17 protein-coding genes and 1 pseudogene are annotated in these 23,114 nt (G+C 70.9%); 13 read left to right on the top strand and 5 right to left on the bottom strand.

Annotated features, from left to right (window positions below; genetic code table 11):
* The 3 genes from FFS49_RS27950 to FFS49_RS27960 form a co-directional block, all read left to right on the top strand.
* Positions 1 to 708: class I SAM-dependent methyltransferase family protein (locus tag FFS49_RS27950; protein ID WP_171026849.1), on the top strand; the 708-nt coding region annotated here is incomplete at its 5' end.
* On the top strand, positions 705 to 2,114 hold the full coding sequence (locus tag FFS49_RS27955) for a phosphatase PAP2/dual specificity phosphatase family protein (protein ID WP_105816841.1): 1,410 nt from the start codon (positions 705 to 707) through the stop codon (positions 2,112 to 2,114). The genes FFS49_RS27950 and FFS49_RS27955, both read left to right, overlap by 4 nt.
* Entirely contained in the window at positions 2,114 to 2,566 is a 453-nt protein-coding gene (locus FFS49_RS27960; RefSeq protein ID WP_105816840.1) for a hypothetical protein, read from the top strand. The genes FFS49_RS27955 and FFS49_RS27960 overlap by 1 nt, the downstream gene beginning before the upstream one ends.
* A gap of 80 nt (positions 2,567 to 2,646) precedes the next feature.
* On the opposite strand, the gene FFS49_RS27965 is transcribed toward FFS49_RS27960, so the two are convergent.
* On the bottom strand, positions 2,647 to 3,669 hold the full coding sequence (locus FFS49_RS27965; protein ID WP_039347510.1) for a sensor domain-containing diguanylate cyclase: 1,023 nt from the start codon (positions 3,667 to 3,669) through the stop codon (positions 2,647 to 2,649).
* Between the two features lie 480 nt (positions 3,670 to 4,149).
* Here FFS49_RS27965 and bcsB point away from each other — a divergent pair, with 480 nt between their 5' ends.
* The 9 genes and pseudogenes from bcsB to FFS49_RS28010 all read left to right on the top strand — a co-directional run bounded on the left by bcsB (position 4,150) and on the right by FFS49_RS28010 (position 18,823).
* Positions 4,150 to 6,459, top strand: a complete 2,310-nt coding sequence (gene bcsB / locus FFS49_RS27970; protein ID WP_105816839.1) for a cellulose biosynthesis cyclic di-GMP-binding regulatory protein BcsB — start codon at positions 4,150 to 4,152, stop codon at positions 6,457 to 6,459.
* A 3-nt stretch (positions 6,460 to 6,462) separates the two neighbouring features.
* Positions 6,463 to 7,683, top strand: coding sequence for a cellulose synthase complex periplasmic endoglucanase BcsZ (bcsZ, locus tag FFS49_RS27975; protein ID WP_105816838.1), 1,221 nt, complete (start codon positions 6,463 to 6,465; stop codon positions 7,681 to 7,683).
* Positions 7,668 to 11,549 (top strand): cellulose synthase subunit BcsC-related outer membrane protein, encoded by a 3,882-nt coding sequence (locus FFS49_RS27980; RefSeq protein ID WP_105816837.1) that lies wholly within the window; start codon positions 7,668 to 7,670, stop codon positions 11,547 to 11,549. Before bcsZ ends, FFS49_RS27980 begins: the two co-directional genes overlap by 16 nt.
* 17 nt (positions 11,550 to 11,566) lie before the next feature.
* Positions 11,567 to 13,534, top strand: a complete 1,968-nt coding sequence (gene bcsE / locus FFS49_RS27985; protein ID WP_105816836.1) for a cellulose biosynthesis protein BcsE — start codon at positions 11,567 to 11,569, stop codon at positions 13,532 to 13,534.
* On the top strand, positions 13,531 to 13,749 hold the full coding sequence (locus tag FFS49_RS27990) for a hypothetical protein (RefSeq protein WP_039347498.1): 219 nt from the start codon (positions 13,531 to 13,533) through the stop codon (positions 13,747 to 13,749). The genes bcsE and FFS49_RS27990 overlap by 4 nt, the downstream gene beginning before the upstream one ends.
* Positions 13,746 to 14,526: pseudogene (gene bcsQ / locus FFS49_RS27995) on the top strand (cellulose biosynthesis protein BcsQ). The gene FFS49_RS27990 and the pseudogene bcsQ overlap by 4 nt, the downstream one beginning before the upstream one ends.
* A complete protein-coding gene (bcsA, locus tag FFS49_RS28000; RefSeq protein WP_105816879.1) occupies positions 14,523 to 17,060 on the top strand; it encodes a UDP-forming cellulose synthase catalytic subunit in 2,538 nt (845 codons plus the stop codon). Before bcsQ ends, bcsA begins: the two are co-directional and overlap by 4 nt.
* A gap of 27 nt (positions 17,061 to 17,087) precedes the next feature.
* Positions 17,088 to 18,644: a cellulose biosynthesis protein BcsG gene (bcsG, locus tag FFS49_RS28005; protein WP_105816834.1), complete on the top strand. Its 1,557-nt coding sequence runs from the start codon at positions 17,088 to 17,090 to the stop codon at positions 18,642 to 18,644.
* A complete protein-coding gene (locus tag FFS49_RS28010; RefSeq protein WP_046545421.1) occupies positions 18,626 to 18,823 on the top strand; it encodes a hypothetical protein in 198 nt (65 codons plus the stop codon). The genes bcsG and FFS49_RS28010 overlap by 19 nt, the downstream gene beginning before the upstream one ends.
* Positions 18,824 to 18,900: 77 nt before the next feature.
* Here FFS49_RS28010 and FFS49_RS28015 read toward each other — a convergent pair whose 3' ends face one another.
* From FFS49_RS28015 to FFS49_RS28030, 4 genes are read right to left on the bottom strand one after another with little or no spacing between them, the layout of a single operon-like run.
* Positions 18,901 to 19,785, bottom strand: coding sequence for a pirin family protein (locus tag FFS49_RS28015; protein ID WP_105816833.1), 885 nt, complete (start codon positions 19,783 to 19,785; stop codon positions 18,901 to 18,903).
* 31 nt (positions 19,786 to 19,816) lie between these two features.
* Positions 19,817 to 20,209, bottom strand: a complete 393-nt coding sequence (locus FFS49_RS28020) for an OsmC family protein (protein WP_105816832.1) — start codon at positions 20,207 to 20,209, stop codon at positions 19,817 to 19,819.
* A 58-nt stretch (positions 20,210 to 20,267) separates the two neighbouring features.
* Positions 20,268 to 21,848 (bottom strand): Na+/H+ antiporter, encoded by a 1,581-nt coding sequence (locus FFS49_RS28025; protein WP_105816831.1) that lies wholly within the window; start codon positions 21,846 to 21,848, stop codon positions 20,268 to 20,270.
* Between the two features lie 25 nt (positions 21,849 to 21,873).
* Positions 21,874 to 22,134 carry a XapX domain-containing protein gene (locus FFS49_RS28030; protein ID WP_071334320.1) on the bottom strand — a complete coding sequence of 87 codons (261 nt, stop codon included), beginning with the start codon at positions 22,132 to 22,134 and terminating at the stop codon, positions 21,874 to 21,876.
* Between the two features lie 287 nt (positions 22,135 to 22,421).
* Between FFS49_RS28030 and FFS49_RS28035 the strand changes: the two genes are divergently transcribed.
* Positions 22,422 to 23,108 (top strand): hydrolase, encoded by a 687-nt coding sequence (locus tag FFS49_RS28035; RefSeq protein ID WP_105816830.1) that lies wholly within the window; start codon positions 22,422 to 22,424, stop codon positions 23,106 to 23,108.
* The last annotated feature ends 6 nt before the right edge of the window (positions 23,109 to 23,114 follow it).

Genomic DNA, 23,114 nt, shown 5'->3' on the forward strand with positions numbered 1-23,114 from the left:
TATCGCAACCGCGCGCAGGGGCGGCTCGGCATCGGCGCGCTGATCGATCGCACCTATCTCGATTCGCCGGGCTGGGTCGGCATCCGCCAGCGCAAGGTGCATCTGCAGGAACTGATCGGCGCGGCGATCGGCCGCCTGCGCGGCCACGGCGCGCCGGTGCGGATCGTCGACATCGCGGCCGGGCACGGGCGCTACGTGCTCGACGCGATCGCGTCTGCCGCCGAACGCGACGGCGCGGCGCCCGACGACATTACGTTGCGCGACTACAGCCCGCCGAACGTCGAGGCCGGGCGCGTGCTGATCGCGCAGCGCGGCCTCGAGCCGATCGCACGCTTCGAGCGCGGCGACGCGTTCGACGAGGCGTCGCTCGCGACGCTCGAGCCGCGTCCGACGCTCGCGATCGTGTCGGGCCTCTACGAACTGTTCGGCGAGAACGCGCTGATCGAACGCTCGCTGCGCGGGCTCGCGCAGGCCGTGCCGCCGGGCGGCTATCTCGTCTATACGGGGCAGCCGTGGCATCCGCAGCTCGAGTTCATTGCACGTGCGCTGAACAACCACCGCGGCGAAGCGACCTGGGTGATGCGCCGCCGCTCGCAGGCCGAGATGGACGAGCTCGTCGCGCGCGCGGGCTTCCGCAAGCTCGACCAGCGGATCGACGAAATGGGCATCTTCACGGTCAGCCTCGCGCAGCGGGTCGACGCGTCATGAGCGCGCTCGGCGGCGGCGCGAGCGGCCTCGCCGAACCGGCCTCGGCGGCCGGCGCACGCGACGCGTCGTTCGCGCTGCGCTTCGGCTGGCTCGCGGTGATGGGGGCCGTGTTCTTCTCGACCTACGGCTTCGCGAACTGGCTCGCCGCGCGCCGCGCGGCGGTGCCGACCTTCGCGTTCGGCTGGGAGCATGCGATCCCGTTCGTGCCGTGGACGATCGTGCCGTACTGGTCGATCGACCTGCTGTATGCGCTGTCGTTCTTCTTCTGGACGCGCCGCGCCGAGCTGCTCGATCACGTGAAGCGGCTGTTGACCGTGCAACTGATTTCGGTCGCGTGCTTCATCGCGTGGCCGCTGCGCTTCGGGTTCGAGCGGCCCGACGCAGGCGGCGTGGCCGGTGCGCTGTTCACGCTGCTGATGGGCTTCGACAAGCCGTTCAACCAGGCGCCGTCGCTGCACATCGGGCTGCTCGTCGTGCTGTGGGCCGTCTATGCGAAGCACCTGCGCGGCACGCTCGCGCGGGTCGTGCTGCACCTGTGGTTCGCGGCGATCGGCGTGTCGGTGCTGACCACCTACCAGCATCACGCGATCGACGTGCCGACCGGCGCGGCCGTCGGCTGTCTCGCGCTGTTCCTGTTTCCGCTGCGCGATGCCGCGGGCCGGCTGCCAGGCGCCGATGCATCGCCCGGCGCGGCCGGCCGCGCGCTCGCGCGCCGCTATGCGCTTGGCGCGGCAGCGGTCGCGCTCGTGGCGCTCGGGTGCGTGCCGCGCGCACCCGGCTGGGCGCTGGCGGCAGGGTGGGTCGCGGTGGCGCTCGCCTGTGTCGCGTGGATCTACCGGCGCGGCGCGCCCGGCGCATTCCAGAAGGACGCGCACGGTCGGTTCCCGGTCGTCATTCGCTGGCTGCTCGCGCCGACGATCGCCGGCGCGTTCGTCAATTCGCGGCTGTGGACGTTCCGGCAGCCGGCGCCGGTGCGGATCGACGAACGCGTTTCGATCGGCCGCACGCCGACCACGCGCGACGTGCGCCGCCACGGTTTCACCGCACTGGTCGACCTGACCGCCGAAATGCCGCGCTGGGCGTCGATCGATGCGTCGTCGCTCGCATACGCGAGCGTGCCGCAACTCGACCTCGTCGCGCCGACGGCCGCGCAACTCGCGCAGGCCGTCGCGGCGCTCGAACGCCTGCACGGGGAAGGGAGCGACGTGCTGGTTTGCTGCGCGCTCGGCTACGGGCGCAGCGTGCTGTGCGCGGCCGCGTGGCTCGCGGCGCGACGCGGGCTCGGCGATGCGCGTGACGCGCTGGCCGCCGTGCGTGCGGTGCGGCCGCATGCGGTGTGGTCGGACGACAGCGTGGCCGTGCTGCAGCAGTGGATCGATCGCCGTCGCGGCGCGGGAGGCGCGTGATGCGCGACCCGTCCGCGCCGTTCAGGATTGCCGCCGCGCGCGGCGCGCTCGATGCGGGCGCGTGGGCGATCGCGGCCGCGCTGGCCGCGGCCGGTGTCGGCTGGTGGATCGCGTCGGGCTGGGCGCCGGCGACAATCGCCCGCGTGCTGCTGGCCGTCGTCAGTACCGGGTCGGGGATCGCGGCGCTGTGGTACGCGGTGCGGATCGAGATCGACCGCCGGCTGTTCGCCGCGCTCGCGCGTGCGGCGGCAGGCGAGGAATCGGTCGACGACGGGCTCGCGGCGCTCGACCGCGCGCTCACGGATCTCGGCTGGATCGACGCATCGAAGGCCGGACGTGCGCTCGACGCACGCGTGCGCGGTGCGGTCGGGCTGTGCCGCGCCGGTGTGCTCGTCGCGATCGTGCAGTGGCTCGTGGTCGGGCTCGCGATCGCCGTTCCGCAGATCGGCTAGCGCCCGTTCGAGCCAGCCGTGGGCGGTCGGGGTGTCGTTCCGGCCGCCGGCTCGTCAAGAAAGCCGCCGTCGCGTACGCGTTACGCGTGCGCCGTCCGCCGTGACCGCGTGCGCTTCACTTCATACATCGCCTGGTCCGCATGCTCGATCAGCGCGTTCATGTCGGTGCCGTCGTCCGGCAGCAGCGCGATCCCGACGCTGACGCCGAGCCGCATCGGGCGCCCCTCGAATTCGAACGGTTCGCCGACCTGGCGTGCGAGCCGCGTGCTTTGCGCATGCGCATCGTCGCGGCTGCCGATGTTCGGCAGGATCACCGCGAACTCGTCGCCGCCGATGCGCGCGACCGTGTCCGAGCGCCGCACCGCCCCCTGCATCCGCGTGGCGATCTCGCGCAGCGCCGCGTCGCCCGCGCGGTGGCCGAATCCGTCGTTGATCGGCTTCAGCCCGTCCATGTCGATGTTGAGAATGCCGAGCCGGCCGTTCGCGCGCAGCGCCGTGTGCATCGACTGCCGCAGGCGGTCGTAGAACAGCGCGCGGTTCGGCAGGCCGGTGAGCGCGTCGTGCGTCGCGCGCAGGTACAGTTCGTTCGCCTCGTTGCGCGCCGCGTGGAACATCGCGGCGGCGATCAGGTCGGCCGTCAGCCGCAGCGTCCCCGCGTCGGCTGGCGAAAAGCCGTCGACTTCCGGCGACATTACCTTCAGCACGCCGACGGTCGTGTCGGCATGGGTGAGCGGCATCACGAGCATCGAGCGCAAGCCGACCCGCCGGCAGGCGTCGCGGTCGACGCGCGGGTCGGTTTCCGAATCGATGCAGTGCAGCAACGCGCCTTGCTGCACGCACAGGCCCGACAGGCTGCCCGAGCGCCGCAGCCGCAGGCCGAGCATCCCGGCGGCCGTGCCGGACGCGGCGCGGTACACCATGTCGTCGCCCTCGGCGAATTCGACCGCGGCGGCGCTCGCGCCGGTGAGCCGTGGCACCTGCTCCGCCACATAGGCCATCACGCTGCCGAGATCGAGGCCGAGCTTCGCGATCTCGGTCTGCGCGGCGATGATGCGCAGCAGCGTATCGGGGGACGGAGTGGCAGTGTGGACGATTTGATTCAAGTCGGTTTTCCGTGAACGAAAGTACATCCGGCGGCCCGGGATTGCGGTAGCATACGCGCCGCCTCGCGGCCGCGCGTTCAGGCCGGGCGGTCTGCAACGGACCGCCGCTGGCCGGCCGATCCGCGCCGGCAGTATGCCGTTCGGCCCGCCGGGCGACAACGGTGCAATTCTTGCCATTCATCCCTCTCGCGAAGCATTTCCGACCGGATTGAGGTTTTTTTCGCTTCAACGTCGCGAATCGGGGTAAGTTTTGTCCTGTTTTTGAGATAGTGTGACGAATGGGCGTGTGCCGGTGCCAGGCGCGCGTAGCACGGTGACGCGCGATTAAAGAAATCGCCGCATCGTTTCGATAAATGAATCAGGCCAGATAGATATATGAGGGGAAGCAGTGGGGATGTTCACTCACGGGCATAGCTGCTTTGCGTGCATCGATTTCGATGCGACGGACGACCGGATGATCCAGACGAAACGGAGTGCCGCATGAAGCCGGCCGTGTCGCTGCTCGTCATTTCGGCCGCGATGGTCGGCGCGTTTCATGCCGCCGTGCTGTCGGCCGCGCCGATGCCGGCCGTGCCGGTCGCTGCGGCATCCGGCGCTGCACCCGCGCCGGTGCTCGCGGCCACGCCTGCGGCGGCCAGCGCGACCGCGGCCGGCCTGCCGGCGACGACGGTGCGCCTGCCGTTCGCGTCGCTCGGCGCGTTCGATCCGCTGCGCCTGCGCGGCGCCGACGACGCACGCACGATCAACGCGGGCGTGCGGCTCGATCGCGTGGTCACCGGCGCGCGGCTGCGCCTGACCTACGCGTATTCGCCGTCGCTGGTGTTCCCGATGTCGCACCTGAAGGTGTCGGTGAACGGCGAGGTTGTCGCGACCGTCCCGTTCGACGCCGCGCAGGCGGGCCGCACGGTCACGCAGGAAATCCCGATCGATCCCCGCTACTTCTCGGATTTCAACCAGATCGGCTTGCGCCTGATCGCGCACTACACGCTCGACCATTGCGAGGATCCGGCCAACTCGGCGTTGTGGGCCGACGTGAGCCCGAAGAGCGAGCTGATCCTCGACGAATCGCCGGTCCGCCTGCCGAACGATCTCGCGCTGCTGCCCGCGCCGTTCTTCGACCGGCGCGACAACGGCCGCGTGCGGCTGCCGTTCGTGCTGCCGGCATCGCCCGATTCGGCGACGCTGCGCAGCGCGGGCGTGCTCGCGTCGTGGTTCGGCGCGCTGGCCGACTACCGGCATGCGCGCTTCCCGGTATCGTCCGGGCTGCCGGCCGACGACCAGGCGGTGGTGATCGGCACGGCCGCGATGCTGCCGGCCGGCCTCGCGCTACCGTCGATCAACGGCCCGCTGCTCGCGGTGGCCGACAACCCGGCCGCGCCGGGGCGCAAGCTGCTCGTCGTCACGGGCCGCACGGCGGCCGAGGTCGACGATGCGGTCGCGACGCTCGTGTTGGGCCGCATGGCGCTGTCGGGGCCGTCGGCGGCGGTCGCGCACGTCGATCTCGGCGCGCCGCGCAAGCCGTACGACGCGCCGCGCTGGCTGCCGGTGAACCGGCCGATCACGTTCCGCGAACTCGTATCCGATGCGCGCGAGCTGGAAGTGCGCGGCACGTCGCCCGACGCCATTCGCCTGAACCTGCGCGTGCCGTCCGACCTGCATTCGTGGAACGGCGCGGGCGTGCCGATCACGCTGCGCTACCGCTACACGGCGCCGACGGTGCAGGACAACTCGACGCTTGCCGTCGAGATCAACGACCAGCTCGTGAAGTCGTACCGGCTCGGGCCGGCCAATGCCGAGGACGCGCACGGCCGCATGCAGCTGCCGTTGCTGTCGGTGCCCGAAGGGCGCGTGACGAGCGACGTCGACATTCCGGCGTTCCGGGTCGGCAGCGGCAACCAGCTGCAGTTCCGCTTCACGCTCGACTCGCAGAAGACGGGCCTGTGCTCGAGCACCGCGACCGAGCCGCAACGTGCGGCGATCGACCCCGATTCGACGATCGATTTCTCCCACTTCGTCCATTACGCGCAATTGCCGAACCTCGCGTTCTTCGCGAACAGCGGCTTCCCGTTCACGCGCTTCGCCGACCTGTCGCAGACGGCCGTCGTGATGCCTGACCGGCCGTCGAAGCAGGAGCTCGAGGCCTACCTGACGATGCTCGGCCACATGGGCGAATGGACCGGCTTCCCGGCCCTGCGCGTGCAGGTCGCGCGGCCCGGCGACGTCGCCGCGCTGTCGGGCAGCAAGGACCTGCTCGTGATCGACGGCTCGCCCGCGTCGCCGCTGCTCGCGCACTGGCGCTCGGCGCTGCCGCTCGTGATCGGCGAGCAGGGCAGCGCGGGCGGCGAAGGCGCCGCGCGGGTTGCCTTCTCGGTGAAGGAGCGCTGGCGCAACGGCGTCGGCCTGACCGAAGGCGGCGCGCATATCGAGCAGACGGGCTCGCTGGCGGCGCTTGCCGGGTTCGAGCTGCCGGGCAGCCGGGGGCGCAGTGTCGTCGCGCTGACGGCGACCGACCAGCCGCGCCTCGGCGATCTGCTCGACGTGTTCGAGAACGCCGGGCTCGTGTCGCAGCTGCAGGGCGACCTGGCACTGGTGCGGCCGGGGCAGGTCGACAGCCTGCGCGTCGGCGAGCCTTACGTGGTCGGGTTCGTGCCGTGGTATGCACGCGTGTGGACGCAGGCGGCGCGGCATCCGGTCGTGCTGGGCGCGGTCGGCGTCGTGGCGGGGCTGCTGCTCGCGCTCGGCGTGTTCAGCGTGCTGCAGAGAATCGCCGCGCGTCGACGGGGGATGTAACGGATGGCGCGGGCAATGGCGAAGCGACGGGCAATGCGGCCGGCGCGGCGCGTCGGCGCGGCACTCGCGCTGGCGGTGGCGATGACGTGCGCGGCGGCCGGGATGGCCACGCGCGCACAGGCCGCGGGAGCCGGTGCGGCCGACGCGGGATGCGGCACGGCGTGGCCGCGCTGGGACGCGTTCAAGCGCGATTTCATCTCGGCCGACGGTCGCGTGATCGACGTCGGCTCGGACGATTCACGCACGGTATCGGAGGGGCAGGCGTATGGACTTTTCTTCGCGCTGGTCGCGAACGACCGGCGCATGTTCGACACGATCCTCGCATGGACCGAGAACAATCTCGCGCAGGGCGACCTGAGCGCGCACCTGCCCGCGTGGCTGTGGGGCCGCGCGCCCGACGGCGCGTGGCGCGTGCTCGACGCGAACGCGGCGTCGGACGCCGACCTGTGGATCGCGTATGCGCTCGTCGAGGCCGGGCGGCTGTGGCACGAACGCAGCTACACGGCGCGCGGCACGCTGCTCGCGAAGCGCGTGCTCGACGTCGAGACGGCGACCGTGCCGGGCCTCGGCCTCACGCTGCTGCCCGGGCCGACGGGGTTCAAGGTCGCAGACGGCCAGTGGCGCGTGAACCCGAGCTATTCGCCGCCGCAGGTGATCCGTGCGCTCGGCGCGCGCCTGCCCGACGACAAGCGCTGGGCCGCGCTCGCCGCCAGCACCGGCCGCGTGCTGCTCGACACCGCACCGAAAGGCTTCTCGCCGGATTGGGCGCTGTATCGCGCGGGCACGGGTTTCGGGCCCGATCGCGACACGCATGCGGAGAGCGCGTACAACGCGATCCGCGTGTATCTGTGGGCCGGCATGCTCGACCGCGCCGATCCGCTCGCCGCGCCGCTGCTCGCGCGTTTTGCGCCGTTCGCCGACTACATTGCCGCGCATGGCGCGCCGCCGGAGAGGGTCGACACGACAACCGGCGTCGCCGGGCCGAACGACGGCAACGGCGGGTTCTCGGCGGCGGCCGTGCCGTTCCTCGACGCACGCGGCCAGCGCGCGCTCGCGGATGCTCAGGCGGCGCGTGTCGATACGCTCGCGCGCCAATCGCCGCCCGGTTACTACACGAGCGTGCTGACGCTGTTCGGGCTCGGCTGGCGCGACGGGCGCTACCGGTTCGGCGCGGACGGCACGCTCGACGCCCGCTGGGGAGGCCGCTCGTGCGCCGCCCGCTGAAGCGCGCCGCGCCGCACGTCGCGGGATTCGCGTGGCTTGCGTCGTCGGTGTGCGCGGCGGCGCCGGGCACCGCCGCGGAAGCGACGATGGCGAACTCCGCGGCGCCGGCGACTGCCGCGTCCGCCGATGCGCAGCGTCAGCTCGACACCGCGCGGATGTGGGGCGCCAAGCATCGTGACGACCTCGCGCGCGATGCCTTGCGCAAGGGGCTGCTGATCGCGCCGGGCGATCCCGAACTGCTGGCCGAACAGGTGCGCGTGCTGCTGCGGCTCGGCGACGCGAAAGGCGCGCAGGCGTCGCTCGCGCGCCTGCAGGCGCAGTCGCCGAATGCGCCCGCCACGCGGCGGGTGGCTGACGAGTACCGCGTCGCGACGAGCGGGCGCGGCGAGATGGCGCAGATTCGCCTGCTCGCGCGCAGCGGCCGCGCCGACGAGGCAGCCCGGCGGATCGTCGCGCTGTTTCCGAACGGCGCGCCGTCGGGTGCACTCGGCGCCGAGTACTACCAGATCGTGTCGAATGCGCCGGGCGGACGCGAGCCGGCGATCGCCGCGCTGCGCCGCGCGGTCGCGGCCGATCCGAAGGACACGAGCGCGACGATGGCGCTCGCGCGGCTTTTGAACCAGCGCCCCGACACGCGGCCGGAGGCGAACCGGATCGCCTGGGCGCTCGCGAAGCGCGCCGACGCCGATCATACGGAGGCGATGGCGCTGTGGCGGCGCGTGCTGCAGTCGGCCGGCAGCGATCCCGCGTATCTCGACGCGCTGCATGCCTATCTCGTGCTCGTGCCGGACGATACCGAATTCGTCGATCGCGTCGCGGAACTGGATCGCCAGCGCGACGCGCAGCGCCAGCTCGAACGCAATCCCGACTACATCGCGCAGCAGCGCGGCCTGCAGGCGCTCGCGCGCGGCGACCTGGCCGGCGCCGATCCGCTGCTCACGCGCGCCGCGCGGACGCGGGCGGACGACGCCGACGCGATCGGCGGGCTTGGCCTGCTGCGCCTGCGCGAAGGGCGGCACGACGAAGCGCGCACGTTGTTCACGCGCGCCGCAACCCTTTCGACCGACCAGCGCGGCAAATGGCAGGGCCTCGCGCGCACCGCGCAGTTCTGGGGGCTGCTCGCACAAGGCCGCGCGGCGGCCGCGGCAGGCCGTCCGCAGGACGAAGAACGCGCCGCACGCGCGGCACTCGCGATGCAGCCGGGCAGCCCGGACGCGAAGCTGCAGCTTGCCGACGCGTTGCTCGCGCAGCGCGACTGGGCGCGCGCGGAGCCGTTGCTGCGCGAGTTGCTGGCCGCGCGTTCGCCGGACCTCGCGGCCGTGCGCGGCACGGCCACGCTGTACGAGAACACCGGCCGCGCGGACCAGATCGGCCCGCTGCTCGACGCACTGCAAGGCCGCGTGACGGGCCGCGACGATCGGCGCACGCTCGACGGCCTGCGTGCCGACCTGCTCGCGAACCAGGCGCGTGCGCTCGCCGACAAAGGCGAACGCGGGCCCGCCGCGCAGCGCTACGAAGCGGCCGTGCGCGCGGCGCCGGACGCGCCGTGGACGCGCTTCGCACTCGCACGCCTCTATCGCGACATGGGGCTGCCGCAGCTCGGCCGCACGGTGATGGACGACGGGCTTGCGCAAGGCGCGACGCCCGAGATGCGCTATGCAACCGCGCTGTACCGCAATTCGCTCGACGACGTCGCGGGTGCGCAGGCCGCGCTCGCGCCAGTCGACGATGCGCACCGTTCGGACGGGATGCGCGCGCTCGCGCGCAAGCTCGACGCGCAAAGCGCGCTGGCCGACGCACGCGGTGCGCTCGCGCGCGGCGACCGCACGGCGTTTGCCGCGTCGCTCGCGCAGGCGCAGGCGAGTGCGCCGGACGATCCCGACATGCTCGCCGCGATCGGCGCGCAGTGGATCGACGCGGGCGAACCCGAGCGCGGCCTCGCGCCGCTGCACGACTGGATCGCCGCGCACCCGCGCGAAGCCGACGCGGACGTGCGGCTGCGCTACGGCGACCTGCTCGGCAGCGCGGGGCGCGACGACGCGCTTGCCGCGTGGCTCGACACGCTGCGCCGGGAGCCGTCGCTTACCCCCGCTCAGACGGCGAGGATCGAGGACCAGTCGCTGCGGCTCGTGCTGCGGCAGACGGACGACGCGATCGCGCAGCAGGACTACGCGCAGGCGCGCAAGCGGCTCGATCGCGCGAGCCCGGCCGGCCACGCGGACACGCGCTATGCGCTCGAACTGGCCGATCTCGAACGCGCGCAAGGCCATTACGATGCGGCGCGCGCCGCGCTTGCGCCGGTCGTCGCGCGCATGCCGGACGATGCGGATACGCAGCTCGCGCTGGCCCGCATCGACGAGGACAGCGGCAACCGGGCCGCGGCGCTTGCACGCGTGCAGGCGGTGCTCGCCCGCACGCCGGACGACGACGTCGACACGCAACTGTCGGCCGTGCGTCGCCTGAATGCGCTGCGGCGTCCGGACGAAGCCGGGCAGGTGACCGACCGGCTGCATGCCGCGTATCCGTCGCGCCCCGATGTGACGGTCGCGGCCGGCCGCGTGGCCGAGGCGCAGGGGCGCTATGACGATGCGGCGTCGCTGTACCGGATGTCGCAGGCGCAGGAGCGCGCGACGGGCGTGAGCCCGGGCCGTGATGGACTGACGCCCGCACAGGCCGCGTTCGCGGATCTCCAGCAGCGGCGCAATCCCGAGATCGAAACCGGCTGGATGCCCGCATACAAGTCGGGCGACGAAGGCATCTCGTCGTATCGCGCGCAGCAGGTGCCGATCTACATCCAGATGCCGATCCGCTACGACGGGCACGTGTTCGCGCAGATCGATACCGTGCATCTCGACCCGGGCACGCTCGACACGAGCAACCCGAACGCGTATTCGCTCAGCACGTTCGGCAGCTACGCGGCGCTCAAGGCGCAGAACGCGCTGACCCCCGCATCGATCGCGAATCCGCCGGGCTCGCTGCACCAGACGGCCACCGGCGTCGCGCTCGGCGCCGGCTATCTGACGGACGCATGGCGCTTCGATCTCGGCACGTCGCCGCTCGGTTTCCCCGTGCATTACCTGGTCGGCGGCGTGCGCTATCGCTTCGACGCGGGCCCGGCCAGCTTCTCGGCGAATGCGTCGCGGCGGCCGGAAACGAGCAGCGTGCTGTCGTACTCGGGGATGCGCGACCCATGGACGGGTGCGGTCTGGGGCGGCGTGCGCCGCGATGGCGTGAACCTGCGCGCGTCGGTCGACGTCGGCCGCACGAACCTGTTCGCGGAACTCGGCGCGGGCGTGCTGTCCGGCCGCAACGTCGAACGCAACGCGGAAGTCACGCTGCGCACGGGCTTCACGGTGCCCGTGTACGAGCGCGCGACGATGAAGGTCAGCACCGGGCTCGTCGGCAACGCGTGGCACTACGCGGAGAACCTGCGCTACTACACGTACGGGCAGGGCGGCTACTACAGCCCGCAACGCTACCTGTCGCTCGGCGTGCCGATCGAATGGGCGGGGCGGCACGATGCGCTGTCGTGGGACCTCACCGTCACGGGCGGGATCTCGAACAGCTACGAGAAGGATTCGCTGTATTACCCGATGTCGGCGGACCAGCGGGCCGCGCAGGTGGCGGCCGGGTTCGTGTACGCGGGCAGCTCGACGCGCGGCGTGTCGTTCTCGTACGGGATCAACGGGATCGTCGAGTACCGCGTGAACCCGCACCTGAGCGTGGGCGCACAGCTGAAGGTCGACCGGTCGCACGACTACGCGCCGAGTTCGGCGCTCGTGTACCTGCGCTATGCGTTCGACGCGCGCGCGCAACGCAGCTGGCTCGTCACGCCGACGCCGGTGCGGCTTTATTCGGATTACTAGGTTACCAGGGGAACGCCGTGAATACGGAACTCGATGCCACTCGTCCCGCGCTCGGCGCCGCCGGCCTGCTGGGCCGCCTGCGTGTGCTGCTGGGCACGGGGCCGGCCGGCGGCCGCGCCGGCACGGTGAGCCGGCTCGCGATCGACGGCTTGCCCGATACGTGGACGCAACTGGAAGCCGGCGGCCTGTACGCAATCTACGCGGCCGGCGGCACGCCGGCCTGCGACGCGCTCGTGTGGGAGAGCGCGCGACAGGCGCGCACGCGCGACGTGACGGTCGTGCTCGCACGCGACGCGGCGCACGTCGCCGAACAGATGCAGGCGCGCGGCTTTGCAGGCGGCGCGCAGCCGGCCGGCTGGCCGCGCAACCTGAACGTGCTGGCGATGCCGCCGGTGACCGAGCCGGCCGGCGGCGACGGTGCCGACGCCGGCGTGATTGCCGACGCACCGCGCCGCGCGGCGCCGGGTCCGTTCGCACGGCTGACCGGCGGCCTGCGCGCGCTGAAGCGCTACGGTTTTCGCGCGCGCTCGCTGTATTTCATCGAGGGCGCGCAGCGCTGGTTCAGCTGGGACGACCCGATCGCGCTTGCCGACGAGGCGCACGCACTCGCCGACTGGTGCCGCACGCGCCGGATCGCGCTGGTGCTGCTGCTCGATCCCGAAGCGACCCGTGCGGGCGGTGAAGCGCGCTCCGACGATGCGCCGCTCGTCCGCGATGCGGATCGCACGCCGCGCAGCGGTTTCCACGGTATCTGCTCGGGCGTCGCGCAGTTGCAGCGCACGCACGGCGAGCTGCTGTGGGTCGTCGATTTCTGGCGGGCGGGCGACACGCTTGCGGCCGGTGAAGTGCGGCCGCTGCGCTTCGCGCCGGGCGGCCGTCTGTCGGCGAACGTCGACGGCGGCGCGACCGAGCCCGCGCACCGGATGAAGATCGCGAGCGACGAGGATCGCGTCGTCGTCAGCCGCGCGGTGCTCGAAGGCACGAACCGTGCGCCGGACGGCTGGGAGATCGTCGAAGACAACGCGGCCGTCGTCGCCGCGTGCGCGCATGCGCAGGCGGCAACCGCGGTGCTCGTGTTCCGCTCGCATGCGCAGCTCGAAGCGCTGTGCGCAGAGGTTCACGCGCTGCGCCGGCAGTGCGGCGGTGCGCTGAAGATCGCGGTCGTCGAGCGCGGCGAAGTGCTGCGCCAGCAGTTCGAGGTGCTCGTGCTGAGCGTCGGCGCGAGCCGCGTCGTCGCGCGCGATTTGCCGGTGTCGCGCATGCAGGCCGCCGTGCACGCGTTGCGCGGCCAGCTCTATGCGCGGCCCGTCGCGGCCGACTATCGTGCGGCGCTCGCGGCCGCGCTCGGCGATTCGGTGCTCGGCTACCTGCCGGTCGGCGCGTTCTGCCTGCGGATTCGCGCGGTGCTCGATCGCGGCGCCGTGCTCGCGCTGCCGCACACGCTCGCGAAGATCGCGCTGCTGCCGGGCGTGTCGCACGTCGACGCGCTGCGGCATTGCAAGCCGCGCCGCGCAGGCGACGTCGTGACGGCCGATGCCGCGCACCTGTACGTGTTCCTGTTCGCATGCGAACCGGCCGATGCGGAGGACGCGCTCGCGCGCATCTTCGACGTGCCGGTCGACACGCTGTCCGACCGCGTCGTATGCCTCGGGCACGGCAGCATCGACACCGAGCTCAATGCGCTGAAGGCGGAGAACCGGCGCGCGCCGATCGCCGACTACAGTGACCTGTTCGCGGCCACGCAGCCGGCGGGCGCGACGCGTACATCGCCCGCGCGCACCGACCTCGGCGCGGCGTTGCCCGACGCGAGCGAAGTGAGCAGCGCGATCGACGCGATCGATACGATCGTCGCGCTCGAGGCGATCGGTGCGACACCGACGGCCGCGGCTGTCGATGCATCGGCGCCGGAGCCCGTCATTCCCGCCGCGCGCAAGCGCAGCGCCGTCCGCAGCGCGATGCCGCTGCGCAAGGAGGGAGTCGCATGATTGCCGAAATCGTCATCGGTTTCATCGTCGGCATCGTGATCGCGGTGCCGGTATGGATCGTCGCGCAGCACCTCGGCATCGGCCGCGGTTTTCATGCGCCGCGCGGCATCGACCGCCGTGACGCGGTGCCCTGCGAACTCGTGCCGGTCGCGCTGCGCGGACGGCTGCTGCCCGATGCGGAGCGCGGCGAGCGCGGTAGCGAGGCGGCCCGATGAAGACGATCGCCATTACGTCGACGACGGGCGGCGCAGGCCGCACGACGCTCACGGCCGCGCTCGCGGTGCTGCTCGCGCGCCGCGGCCGGCCGGTCGTCGCCATCGAATTCGATGCACAGAACCTGATGGGCGCGACGCTCGGCCTCGACTCGCTGGCCGAGCATGGCCTCGCGCAGAGTGTGCTCGGCGGCGGCGAGCCGTGGCATGCGCATACCTGGCGCAACGCTGACGGCGTGCTGTTCGTCCCGTACGGGCGGGTCGATGCGGCCGGCGCCGCCGCGTGCGATGCGCGGCTCCCGGGCCGATCCCGCGTGGCTGTCGCGCGCGCTCGACGAGATCGGGCTGCCGGCCGACGGTGTCGTGCTGATCGACACCGCGCGCTATCCGTCGACGCAGGCCGAACAGGCGATTCGCCGCGCGGACCTGACGCTCGTCGTCGTGCCGCCCGAGCCGACCGCGTGTGCGACGACGGCTGCGCGGCTCGGTGCGCTGCGCGCCGGCGGCGGCGAACTGCAGATCGTCGTGAACCGGCTGAATCCGGCGCGCGACATGCAGCGCGACGCGCTCGGCATGCTGCGCGCGGTCGCGGGGCCGGCGTCGATGCTCGAGCAGCGCATCCACGTCGATGCGGCCGTGCCCGAAGCGCTCGCGCGCGGCAGCTGGATCTTCGACGACGCGCCGTATTCGCAGGCGTCGCACGACCTGAACGGCGTCGCGAACTGGGTCGATACGTGGCTGGCGGCCGGCGTCGCCGGTCGCCGCGGAGCGGCGCGATGAACGCAGGCTTCGCGCTGCGCCTGCGTGCGCTCGGCCGTCGTGCGGCCGACTGGCTCGCACGCGGCATCGGATTGCCGGCGCAACGCACGCTGGTCGACTGGGTCGTGCGGCTGTTCTTCCATGCGCCGCCGCCGGGCCGGCCGGATCACGTGCGCCGCTGGGTGCGCGTCGCGTCCCTGCGGCTCGCGCAGGAGTGGGGCGTGCTGCAGCCGCTCAGCCCGCGCGAATGGCTGTGGCGCGCGATCGTGCGTGCGCCGCGTGCGGCGGACGGCCGGCCCGCGCGCGATCCGCTCGCGTGGTTCGACAAGTATGTCGTGCCGGTATACGTGGCCGGGCGCGCGGTCGGCCGACGCATCGATGCGATGCTCGCGCGCCTGCCGTGGGTGCGCTGGGGCGGCTGGCTCGATGCGCATGCGAACGGCGTCGGCCGGCATCGCTGGCTCGCGCCGCTGCTGCTGGTCGCCGGCGCGCTGCTGTGGGCCGCGGCCGGGATGTCGCCGCTGATGCCGGGCGCACAGTTCGCGTTCTTCGCGATCGTCGCGGTGCTGGCGCTCGCGCTGCGCCGCCTGCCGGGCCATCTGCCGACGCTCGCGCTCGCGTCGCTCGCACTGCTCGCGACGGTACGCTACGTGTGGTGGCGCACCACGCAGACGCTCGATTTCCGCAGCCCGGTCGAGGCCGTCGCCGGCTACCTGCTGTACGGCGCGGAAGCCTATACGTGGATGATCCTGCTGCTCGGCTTCGTGCAGACCGCGTGGCCGCTCGACCGGCCGATCGTGCCGCTGCCCGACGATCCCGACACCTGGCCGACCGTCGACATCTACATCCCGACCTACAACGAGCCGCTGTCGGTCGTGAAGCCGACCGTCTTTGCCGCGCAGAGCATCGACTGGCCGAGCGCGAAGCTGCGCGTGTATCTGCTCGACGACGGCAAGCGCCCCGAATTCGAGGCGTTCGCGCGCGAGGCCGGCATCGACTACGTGACGCGCGACGACAACCGCCACGCGAAAGCCGGCAACATCAACCGCGCGTTGCCGAAGACGCATGGCGAATACATCGCGATCTTCGACTGCGATCACGTGCCGACGCGTTCGTTCCTGCAGACGACGATGGGCGTGTTCCTGCGCGACCCGAAGTGCGCGCTCGTGCAGACGCCGCACCATTTCTTCTCGCCCGATCCGTTCGAGCGCAACCTCGGCACGTTCCGCGAGATCCCGAACGAGGGCAACCTGTTCTACGGCCTCGTGCAGTCGGGCAACGACCTGTGGAACGCGACGTTCTTCTGCGGTTCATGCGCGGTGCTCAAGCGCAGCGCGCTGGAAGAGGTGGGCGGCGTCGCGGTCGAGACCGTGACCGAGGATGCGCACACGGCGCTCAAGCTGCACCGGCGCGGCTATACGTCGGCGTACCTGCCGACCGTGCAGGCGGCCGGCCTCGCGACCGAAAGCCTCGCGGGTCACGTGAAGCAGCGCACGCGCTGGGCGCGCGGGATGGCGCAGATCTTCCGCATCGACAACCCGTTCCTCGGGCGCGGGCTCGGCCTCATCCAGCGGATCTGCTACGGCAACGCGATGCTGCACTTCTTCTACGGGATCCCGCGGCTGGTGTTCCTGACGATCCCGCTCGCGTACCTGTTCTTCCACCTGTACTTCATCAACGCATCGGCGCTCGCGCTCGCGAGCTACGTGATCCCGTATCTCGTGCTCGCGAACGTCGCGAACTCGCGGATGCAGGGGCGCTACCGCCATTCGTTCTGGGCCGAAGTCTACGAGTCGGTGCTCGCGTGGTACATCGCGCTGCCGACCACCGTCGCGTTCTTCAGTCCGAAGCACGGCAAGTTCAATGTGACCGACAAGGGCGGCAAGATCGACGAAGGCTACGTCGACTGGTCGACGTCGAAGCCGTACCTGGTGCTGTTCGGGCTGAACGTGCTCGCGATCCTCGCCGGCCTGTGGCGGCTCGCGGTCGACCAGGGCGACGAGGCATCGACGATCCTGATCACGCTCGGCTGGACCGTGTACAACCTCGCGATGCTCGGCGCGGCGCTGGCCGTGGCGCGCGAAACCAAGCAGGTGCGCGTCACGCACCGGATCGCGATGCGCGTGCCGGCCATGCTGCTGCTCGCCGACGGCTCGACGGCCGCGTGCTTCACGAGCGACTACTCGACCGGCGGCCTCGGCCTCGAAGCGGTGCCGGGGCTCCCGCTTGCCGTCGGCGACACGCTGACGGTGTGCGTGACGCGCGGCGACCGGCCGTTCCCGTTCCCGGTGCGCGTGAGCCGCGTGACGCCGACCCATGTCGGCGTGAGCTTCGACGAACTCACGCTCGAACAGGAGCGCCAGCTGGTGCAATGCACGTTCGGCCGCGCGGATGCTTGGCTCGACTGGCACGAAGGCCAGCGGGTCGACACGCCGCTCGGCGGGCTGAAGGAAGTGTTGCGGATCGGCCTCGACGGCAACGTACGGATGTGGAAGGGTGCGGCGCGCGGCCTGCTGGCCATGCTGGCGCCGAAACTCGATCGGGCGCGCGACTGACGCGGCGCTCATCATGGAGTGGGTTAGATGACGTTCTGGAATCTGTATTTCATCCTGAAGTTCGCTCTGTTCGCGACCGGGCACCTGCAGCCGATCTGGCTCGCGAACCTCGCGTTCGCGGTGGCGCTCGCGGCGAGCGCACCGATCCGGCGGCGCGCGTGGCGCATCGTCCGGCAGGTCGTGGCGATCGCGATCGCGGTGCCGCTGCTCGCGCGCGAGATGCATGCACCGCCGCTCGCCCGGCTCGCCGAGGCCGCGCGCGAAGTGAGCACGTTCCGCCTCGAGTACTGGATGGAGCTGCTGCCGCGCCTGCTGCCGCCGGTGCTGCTGCTGACGGTGGCCGGCGCGCTGATCGTCTACTTCATCGTCAATCGCTGGCTGCGCGTCGCGACGTTCGTGCTGGCCGTGCTGATCGTGATGCCGCTGTGGCAGGCCGGCAGCGGGCTGATGGCGCGCGTCGTCGCGCCGCTTCCGCAGCAGGCGAACGCGACGGGCACGACGCTCGCCGGCCAGCCGGAGGATCACAACGCCGCGCTCGCGACGTTCCGCACGCAGGAATCGCAGCGCCAGGTCGCGTTCGGCCATCTCGGCAACGATCCGGCCGCGCAGTTCGACGTGATCGTGCTGCACATCTGCTCGCTGTCGTGGGACGACCTCGACGCCGCGAAGGTGCGCAACCATCCGATGCTGAGTCACTTCGACTACCTGTTCAACAACTTCAGCACGGCCGCGAGCTACAGCGGCCCGGCCGCGATTCGCGTGCTGCGCGCGAGCTGCGGGCAGGAGGCGCATGCGGACCTGTACAAGCCCGCGCCGCAGCAGTGCTACCTGTTCTCGCAACTGGCGAGCGCGGGCTACAAGGTGCAGTCGCTGCTGAACCACGACGGTCACTTCGACAACTTCCTGCAGGTGATTCACGACAACATCGGCGTGCCCGACGCGCCGCCGGTGTCGAACGCGGCCGCGCCCGTCGCGATGCACGCGTTCGACGGCTCGGAGATCAAGAGCGACTACGCGACGCTCGCGAACTGGTACGCGCAGCGCGCGTCGGTGCCCGGCCCGGTCGCGCTGTACTACAACACGATCAGCCTGCACGACGGCAACCGCGTCGTCGGCAGCGCGCTGACGAGCATCGACTCGTATCCGCAGCGCGTGACGAAGCTGATGGACGATTTCGATCACCTGGCCGACCTGATCGCGCAGTCGGGCCGCCGCGCGGTGATCGTGTTCGTGCCCGAGCACGGCGCCGCGCTGCGCGGCGACAAGAACCAGGTCGCGGGGCTGCGCGAGATTCCGACGCCGCGCATCGTGCACGGGCCGGTCGGCGTGCGGCTCGTCGGCTTTGCCGGCAACCACGGCGCGACGACCGTGATCGACCAGCCGACCAGCTTCCTCGCGCTCGCGCAACTGCTGTCGAACCTCGTGTCGAACAGCCCGTTCAAGCCGGGCACGACGCTCGCGCAGTACGCGGCCGACCTGCCGCGCACGCGGATGGTGGGCGAGAACGAGGGCACGGTGACGATGCAGGCGGCCGCGGGCTACTCGGTGAAAACTCCGGATGGCGTATGGATCGACGAACAGTAATTCTCCCCGCCGACAGCGACGATGATCGCCTGTCGCAACCGAACGACGTGCTCGGCCTCGCGCGGCATCTGCCCGCGCTCGATCCCGAGCGCTACGTCGACGAGCAGGCGCGCCGCGCGTTCATCGAATCGCTCGACCGCTGGCCGACGCTCGCGAAGCTGATGGGTTTGAAGCGGTAAACGCACAACGGCCGGCATGTGGGCCGGCCGTTGCGTTGCTTGCCTGCGGGCGAACCCGCTTGCTGCGCCTCGTTACGTTACTGCGCCTTGCGTTCCGGCTGGCGCGTCCACTCGTTTTCTTCGCCCGGCACCTTGCCGAAGGTCTGATCGGCCCACGCCGCACGGGCCGCATCGATCTTCGCGCGCGCGCTCGACACGAAATTCCATTCGATGAACCGCTCGCCCGGCAGATGCGCGCCGCCGAGCAGCATCACGCGTGCGCCGTTCGTGCTCGCCAGCGCCACGGTCGCGCCCGGCTCCAGCACGGCCATCGTCGCGGCCGTGAGCGGCGTACCGTCGATCGAGAGATCGCCGTCGACGAGATACACGCCGCGCTCCTCATGTTCCGCATCGAGCGCCAGCGTGCCGCCTGCCGCGAATTCCGCATAGGCATAGAGCGTGGGCGAGAACACGGCGACCGGCGACGTGAGCCCGAACGCGGTGCCCGCTATCACGCGCACGCTCGCACCGTCGCGCCTGAACGACGGCAGCGTGTCGGCCGCATGATGGACGAACGCGGGCGCGGTGTCTTCATGCTCGACCGGCAGCGCGACCCAGGTCTGGATCCCGTGGACCGGCTGATCGCGCGGCCGGTCTTCGTCGGGCGAGCGCTCCGAGTGCACGATGCCGCGGCCGGCGGTCATCCAGTTCACGTCGCCCGGCACGATCTTCTGCCGGAAGCCGAGGCTGTCGTGGTGCATCAGCGAACCGTCGAACAGGTAGGTGACGGTCGCGAGGCCGATGTGCGGATGCGGCAGTACATCGATGCCGCTGCCGGCCGGCAGCACGGCCGGCCCCATCTCGTCGAAGAAGATGAACGGGCCGACGAGGCGGGCGGCGCGCGCCGGCAGCACGCGGCGCACGACGAGGTTGCCGATGTCGCTTTCGCGCGGCGTGAGCAGGGTCTTGATCGAGGCGGACATGGTGGGGATCGTGTAGTCGGGGCGGCGCGCGTCAGGCGATCGCCGTGTCGATGGTGATCGGGTGCGTGAGGATCTTGTGCACCGGGCACGCGTTCGCGATCTGCAGCAGGCGTTCGCGCTGTTCGTCGGACAGGTCGCCTTCGAGCGTGATGCGGCGCACGATCGTGCTGCCCGCGCTGCCCGATTCGTGCGCGAGTTTCACGTGCACTTCGGTGAGCGGCCAGTCCTTGCGCTGCGCGTACATCTTCAGCGTGATCGCGGTGCATGCGCCGAGGCTCGACAGCAGCAGCGCGACGGGCGTGGGCGCGGTATCGCCGCCGCCGAGCGATACGGGTTCGTCGGCACGCCACTGACGGACGCCGTCGGTGAAATGGACCAGGTAATCGACGGAGCCGATGCTCGCTTCGACGGACAGTTCGCTCATTGCAATTCCATGTGGGGAAGGGGGATCGGCTGGCGTGCGGCCATGCATCGCCGCACGCTCAGGGTTCGAGCAGGCGCTGCAGCCGCAGTTCCTCGAAATCCAGCTCGGATTCTATGCGGTGCAGCACTGCGTCGTCGACCCGGCCGTCGCGATGCAGGTCGAGCAGCGCGTCGCGCGACACGCCCACCAGCTCGAGCTCGACGCGCAGCATTCGCGCGCGCACGTCCGCAGGCTGCGCGCCGTCGCGGTGCGCGCGTTCGTTGAACGCGACGCGGCTGCGGTATTCGGTCAGCAGCCGGTCGAGCGATGCGCGTTCTAGGGTCGAGCCGCGCTGCTCGCGCGCGTCGAGCTCGGCGAGCGCCGCGCCGAACGTATGCGCGCGCACCGCATGCTCCGACATCGTGCGCCGCGCAGCCGGGCGCAGCTTCAGCACGCGGATCAGCGGCGCGAGCGTGCCGCCCTGCACGACCAGCGTGGCGATGATCAGCAGGAACGTGCTGAACAGGATCAGGTCGCGGCCGGGGAAATTGGCGGGCAGCGCGATCGCGGCCGCGAGGCTCACGACGCCGCGCATGCCCGACCAGCCGAGCACGACGGCTTCGCGCCACGACCACGGCGCGTGGCCGGCACGCGGCGCGCGCAGGCGGCCCGGCAGCCACATCGCGACGAACACCCACACGATGCGCGCGGCGATCGCCGCGGCGGTGGCGGGTAGCGCGACGCGCAGGCCGGCCATCAGCACCGCGCCTTCGTGGTTCACGCGCGCGAGGATCGCATGCAGCGCGAGGCCGATCAGGATGAACACGAGCGCGTCGAGCACGAACACGATCGCTTCCCAGGTCGCCTTCGCCTTGATCCGCATGTCGGCGTCGAACACGCGATGCTGGCGCACACCGAGCACAAGGCCGCAGGTGACGACCGACAGCACGCCGGAGCCGTCTACGGCTTCCGCGATCCCGTAGCTGCCCCACGCCATCGCGAAGGTCACGACGATGCCGAGCATCGGATCGCGCAGGCGCGGCAGCACCCAGCTCATCGCGTGGCCGCACGCGAGGCCGACCGCGATGCCGATCAGCGTGAGCGAGAAGAACAGGCCGGTGGCGCTCGCGGCCGTGATCGACACGGCGAGCGCGGCCGACACGGCCATCTGGTACAGCAGCAGGCCCGACGCATCGTTGACGAGGCTTTCGCCTTCGAGCACCGCGACGAGCCGCGCGGGCAGTGGGTGGCGCTGCAGGATTGCCTTCGCGGCGACCGCATCGGGCGGCGACACGATCGCACCGAGCGTGAAACACGCGGCCCATGGCAGCGCGGGGTTCACCGCATGCACGGCGAACGCGACCGCGACGGTCGTGAACACCACCGCGCCGAGCGCGAGCGATGCGATCGACGCAAGCTCCTGCCGGAATTCCTTCCACGCGGTGTAGAACCCGCTCGACATCAGCAGCGGCGGTAGCACGGCCGCGAGCAGCAGCGCCGGGTCCATGTCGGGCACGCGCTTGCCGGCCACCGCGACCACGCAGCCGCCGAGCAGCAGCACGACGGCCGGTGGAATCGAAATCCGTTCGGCGAGCCACGTGAGCGCGCCGGCACCGCAGATCAACAGCAGCAGGTAATGGAACAGCTCGACGTTGGTCATACGCGGGAGGTGATGAGCGATTGCATCACGACGGCTTGCGGTCGTTCGTGGTGCCGCCGGGCAGCGCGCCGAACATGTGCTGGCTGCACTTCGCGTCGCGCCATGCGGTGTTCAGCCGGTGGCCCGCGAGCATGCGTCGCGCGACCGGCAGGATCTGTTCGCCGGCGAGCATGCCGAGCAGGCCGGTGAGCGCGATGATCGGCGGGGCCGGCGAATTCACGCCGATCGTGCCGTAGATGGCGCCGGCGAGGACACCGGCGAGCAGCGACAGGACATAGGCTTTCATGATGGGCGTCTCGTGGTCTCGTGATCGAACGACGGGTGGCGACGAGTACATCGTCGAGGTCCCTCGAAGCGTATCGGGTTTACGTGCAGAAAAAAAGGGCGGATTGCCCTTGGGCGACCACCTATTCTGGAATCCGAGTGATTCCATTTTTTGGATGTTCGTATCAGAGGATTGCGGTTTTAATGAATCGAGACGGACGAAGCAGATCAAGCGTCGTACCCAACTCGAATCCTCCCGCGTTCGCGGCGAGGCAAGATTTCCCTTTCCGCTCCAAGGATGATCACGCCATGAGCAACCCGAAGCTCGAAGTACTTACTCCGCAGAACAGCCAGCTGATCTTCATCGACCAGCAGCCGCAGATGGCATTCGGTGTGCAGTCGATCGATCGCCAGACGCTGAAGAACAACGTCGTCGGCCTCGCGAAGGCCGCGAAGGCGTTCAATATCCCGACCACGATCACGACGGTCGAGACCGAGGCGTTCTCCGGTCATACCTATCCCGAACTGCTCGACGTCTTTCCGAACCAGAAGACGCTCGAACGCACGTCGATGAACTCGTGGGACGACCAGAAGGTGCGCGACGCACTGGCCGCGAACGGCCGCAAGAAGGTGATCGTGTCGGGTCTGTGGACCGAAGTCTGCAATACGACGTTCGCGCTGTGCGCGATGCTCGAAGGCGGTTACGAGATCTACATGGTGGCCGACGCTTCGGGCGGCACGTCGCAGGCCGCGCACGATTTCGCGATGCAGCGGATGGTGCAGGCCGGCGCGGTGCCCGTGACCTGGCAGCAGGTCATTCTCGAGTGGCAGCGCGACTGGGCGCGTCACGACACGTACGACGCGGTGATGGCGGTCGTGAGGGAGCATTCGGGCGCGTACGGGATGGGCGTCGACTACGCGTACACGATGGTTCACAAGGCCGCGCAGCGTACCGCGACGCCGCACGAGTCGATCCCGGCCGTGCCGGCGAAGTAACGGGCG

Source organism: Burkholderia sp. 4NA327C6, from assembly GCF_005502655.1.
GTDB classification, from domain to species: Bacteria; Pseudomonadota; Gammaproteobacteria; order Burkholderiales; family Burkholderiaceae; genus Burkholderia; species Burkholderia contaminans.

Bases quoted from the DNA above. Each gene is read 5' to 3' on its own strand.
- FFS49_RS27955 (WP_105816841.1), top strand. From the start codon at position 705: ATGAGCGCGCTCGGCGGCGGCGCGAGCGGCCTCGCCGAACCGGCCTCG.
- FFS49_RS27960 (WP_105816840.1), top strand. From the start codon at position 2,114: ATGCGCGACCCGTCCGCGCCGTTCAGGATTGCCGCCGCGCGCGGCGCG.
- bcsB (WP_105816839.1), top strand. From the start codon at position 4,150: ATGAAGCCGGCCGTGTCGCTGCTCGTCATTTCGGCCGCGATGGTCGGC.
- bcsZ (WP_105816838.1), top strand. From the start codon at position 6,463: ATGGCGCGGGCAATGGCGAAGCGACGGGCAATGCGGCCGGCGCGGCGC.
- FFS49_RS27990 (WP_039347498.1), top strand. From the start codon at position 13,531: ATGATTGCCGAAATCGTCATCGGTTTCATCGTCGGCATCGTGATCGCG.
- bcsA (WP_105816879.1), top strand. From the start codon at position 14,523: ATGAACGCAGGCTTCGCGCTGCGCCTGCGTGCGCTCGGCCGTCGTGCG.
- bcsG (WP_105816834.1), top strand. From the start codon at position 17,088: ATGACGTTCTGGAATCTGTATTTCATCCTGAAGTTCGCTCTGTTCGCG.
- FFS49_RS28010 (WP_046545421.1), top strand. From the start codon at position 18,626: ATGGATCGACGAACAGTAATTCTCCCCGCCGACAGCGACGATGATCGC.
- FFS49_RS28015 (WP_105816833.1), bottom strand. From the start codon at position 19,785: ATGTCCGCCTCGATCAAGACCCTGCTCACGCCGCGCGAAAGCGACATC.
- FFS49_RS28020 (WP_105816832.1), bottom strand. From the start codon at position 20,209: ATGAGCGAACTGTCCGTCGAAGCGAGCATCGGCTCCGTCGATTACCTG.
- FFS49_RS28025 (WP_105816831.1), bottom strand. From the start codon at position 21,848: ATGACCAACGTCGAGCTGTTCCATTACCTGCTGCTGTTGATCTGCGGT.
- FFS49_RS28030 (WP_071334320.1), bottom strand. From the start codon at position 22,134: ATGAAAGCCTATGTCCTGTCGCTGCTCGCCGGTGTCCTCGCCGGCGCC.
- FFS49_RS28035 (WP_105816830.1), top strand. From the start codon at position 22,422: ATGAGCAACCCGAAGCTCGAAGTACTTACTCCGCAGAACAGCCAGCTG.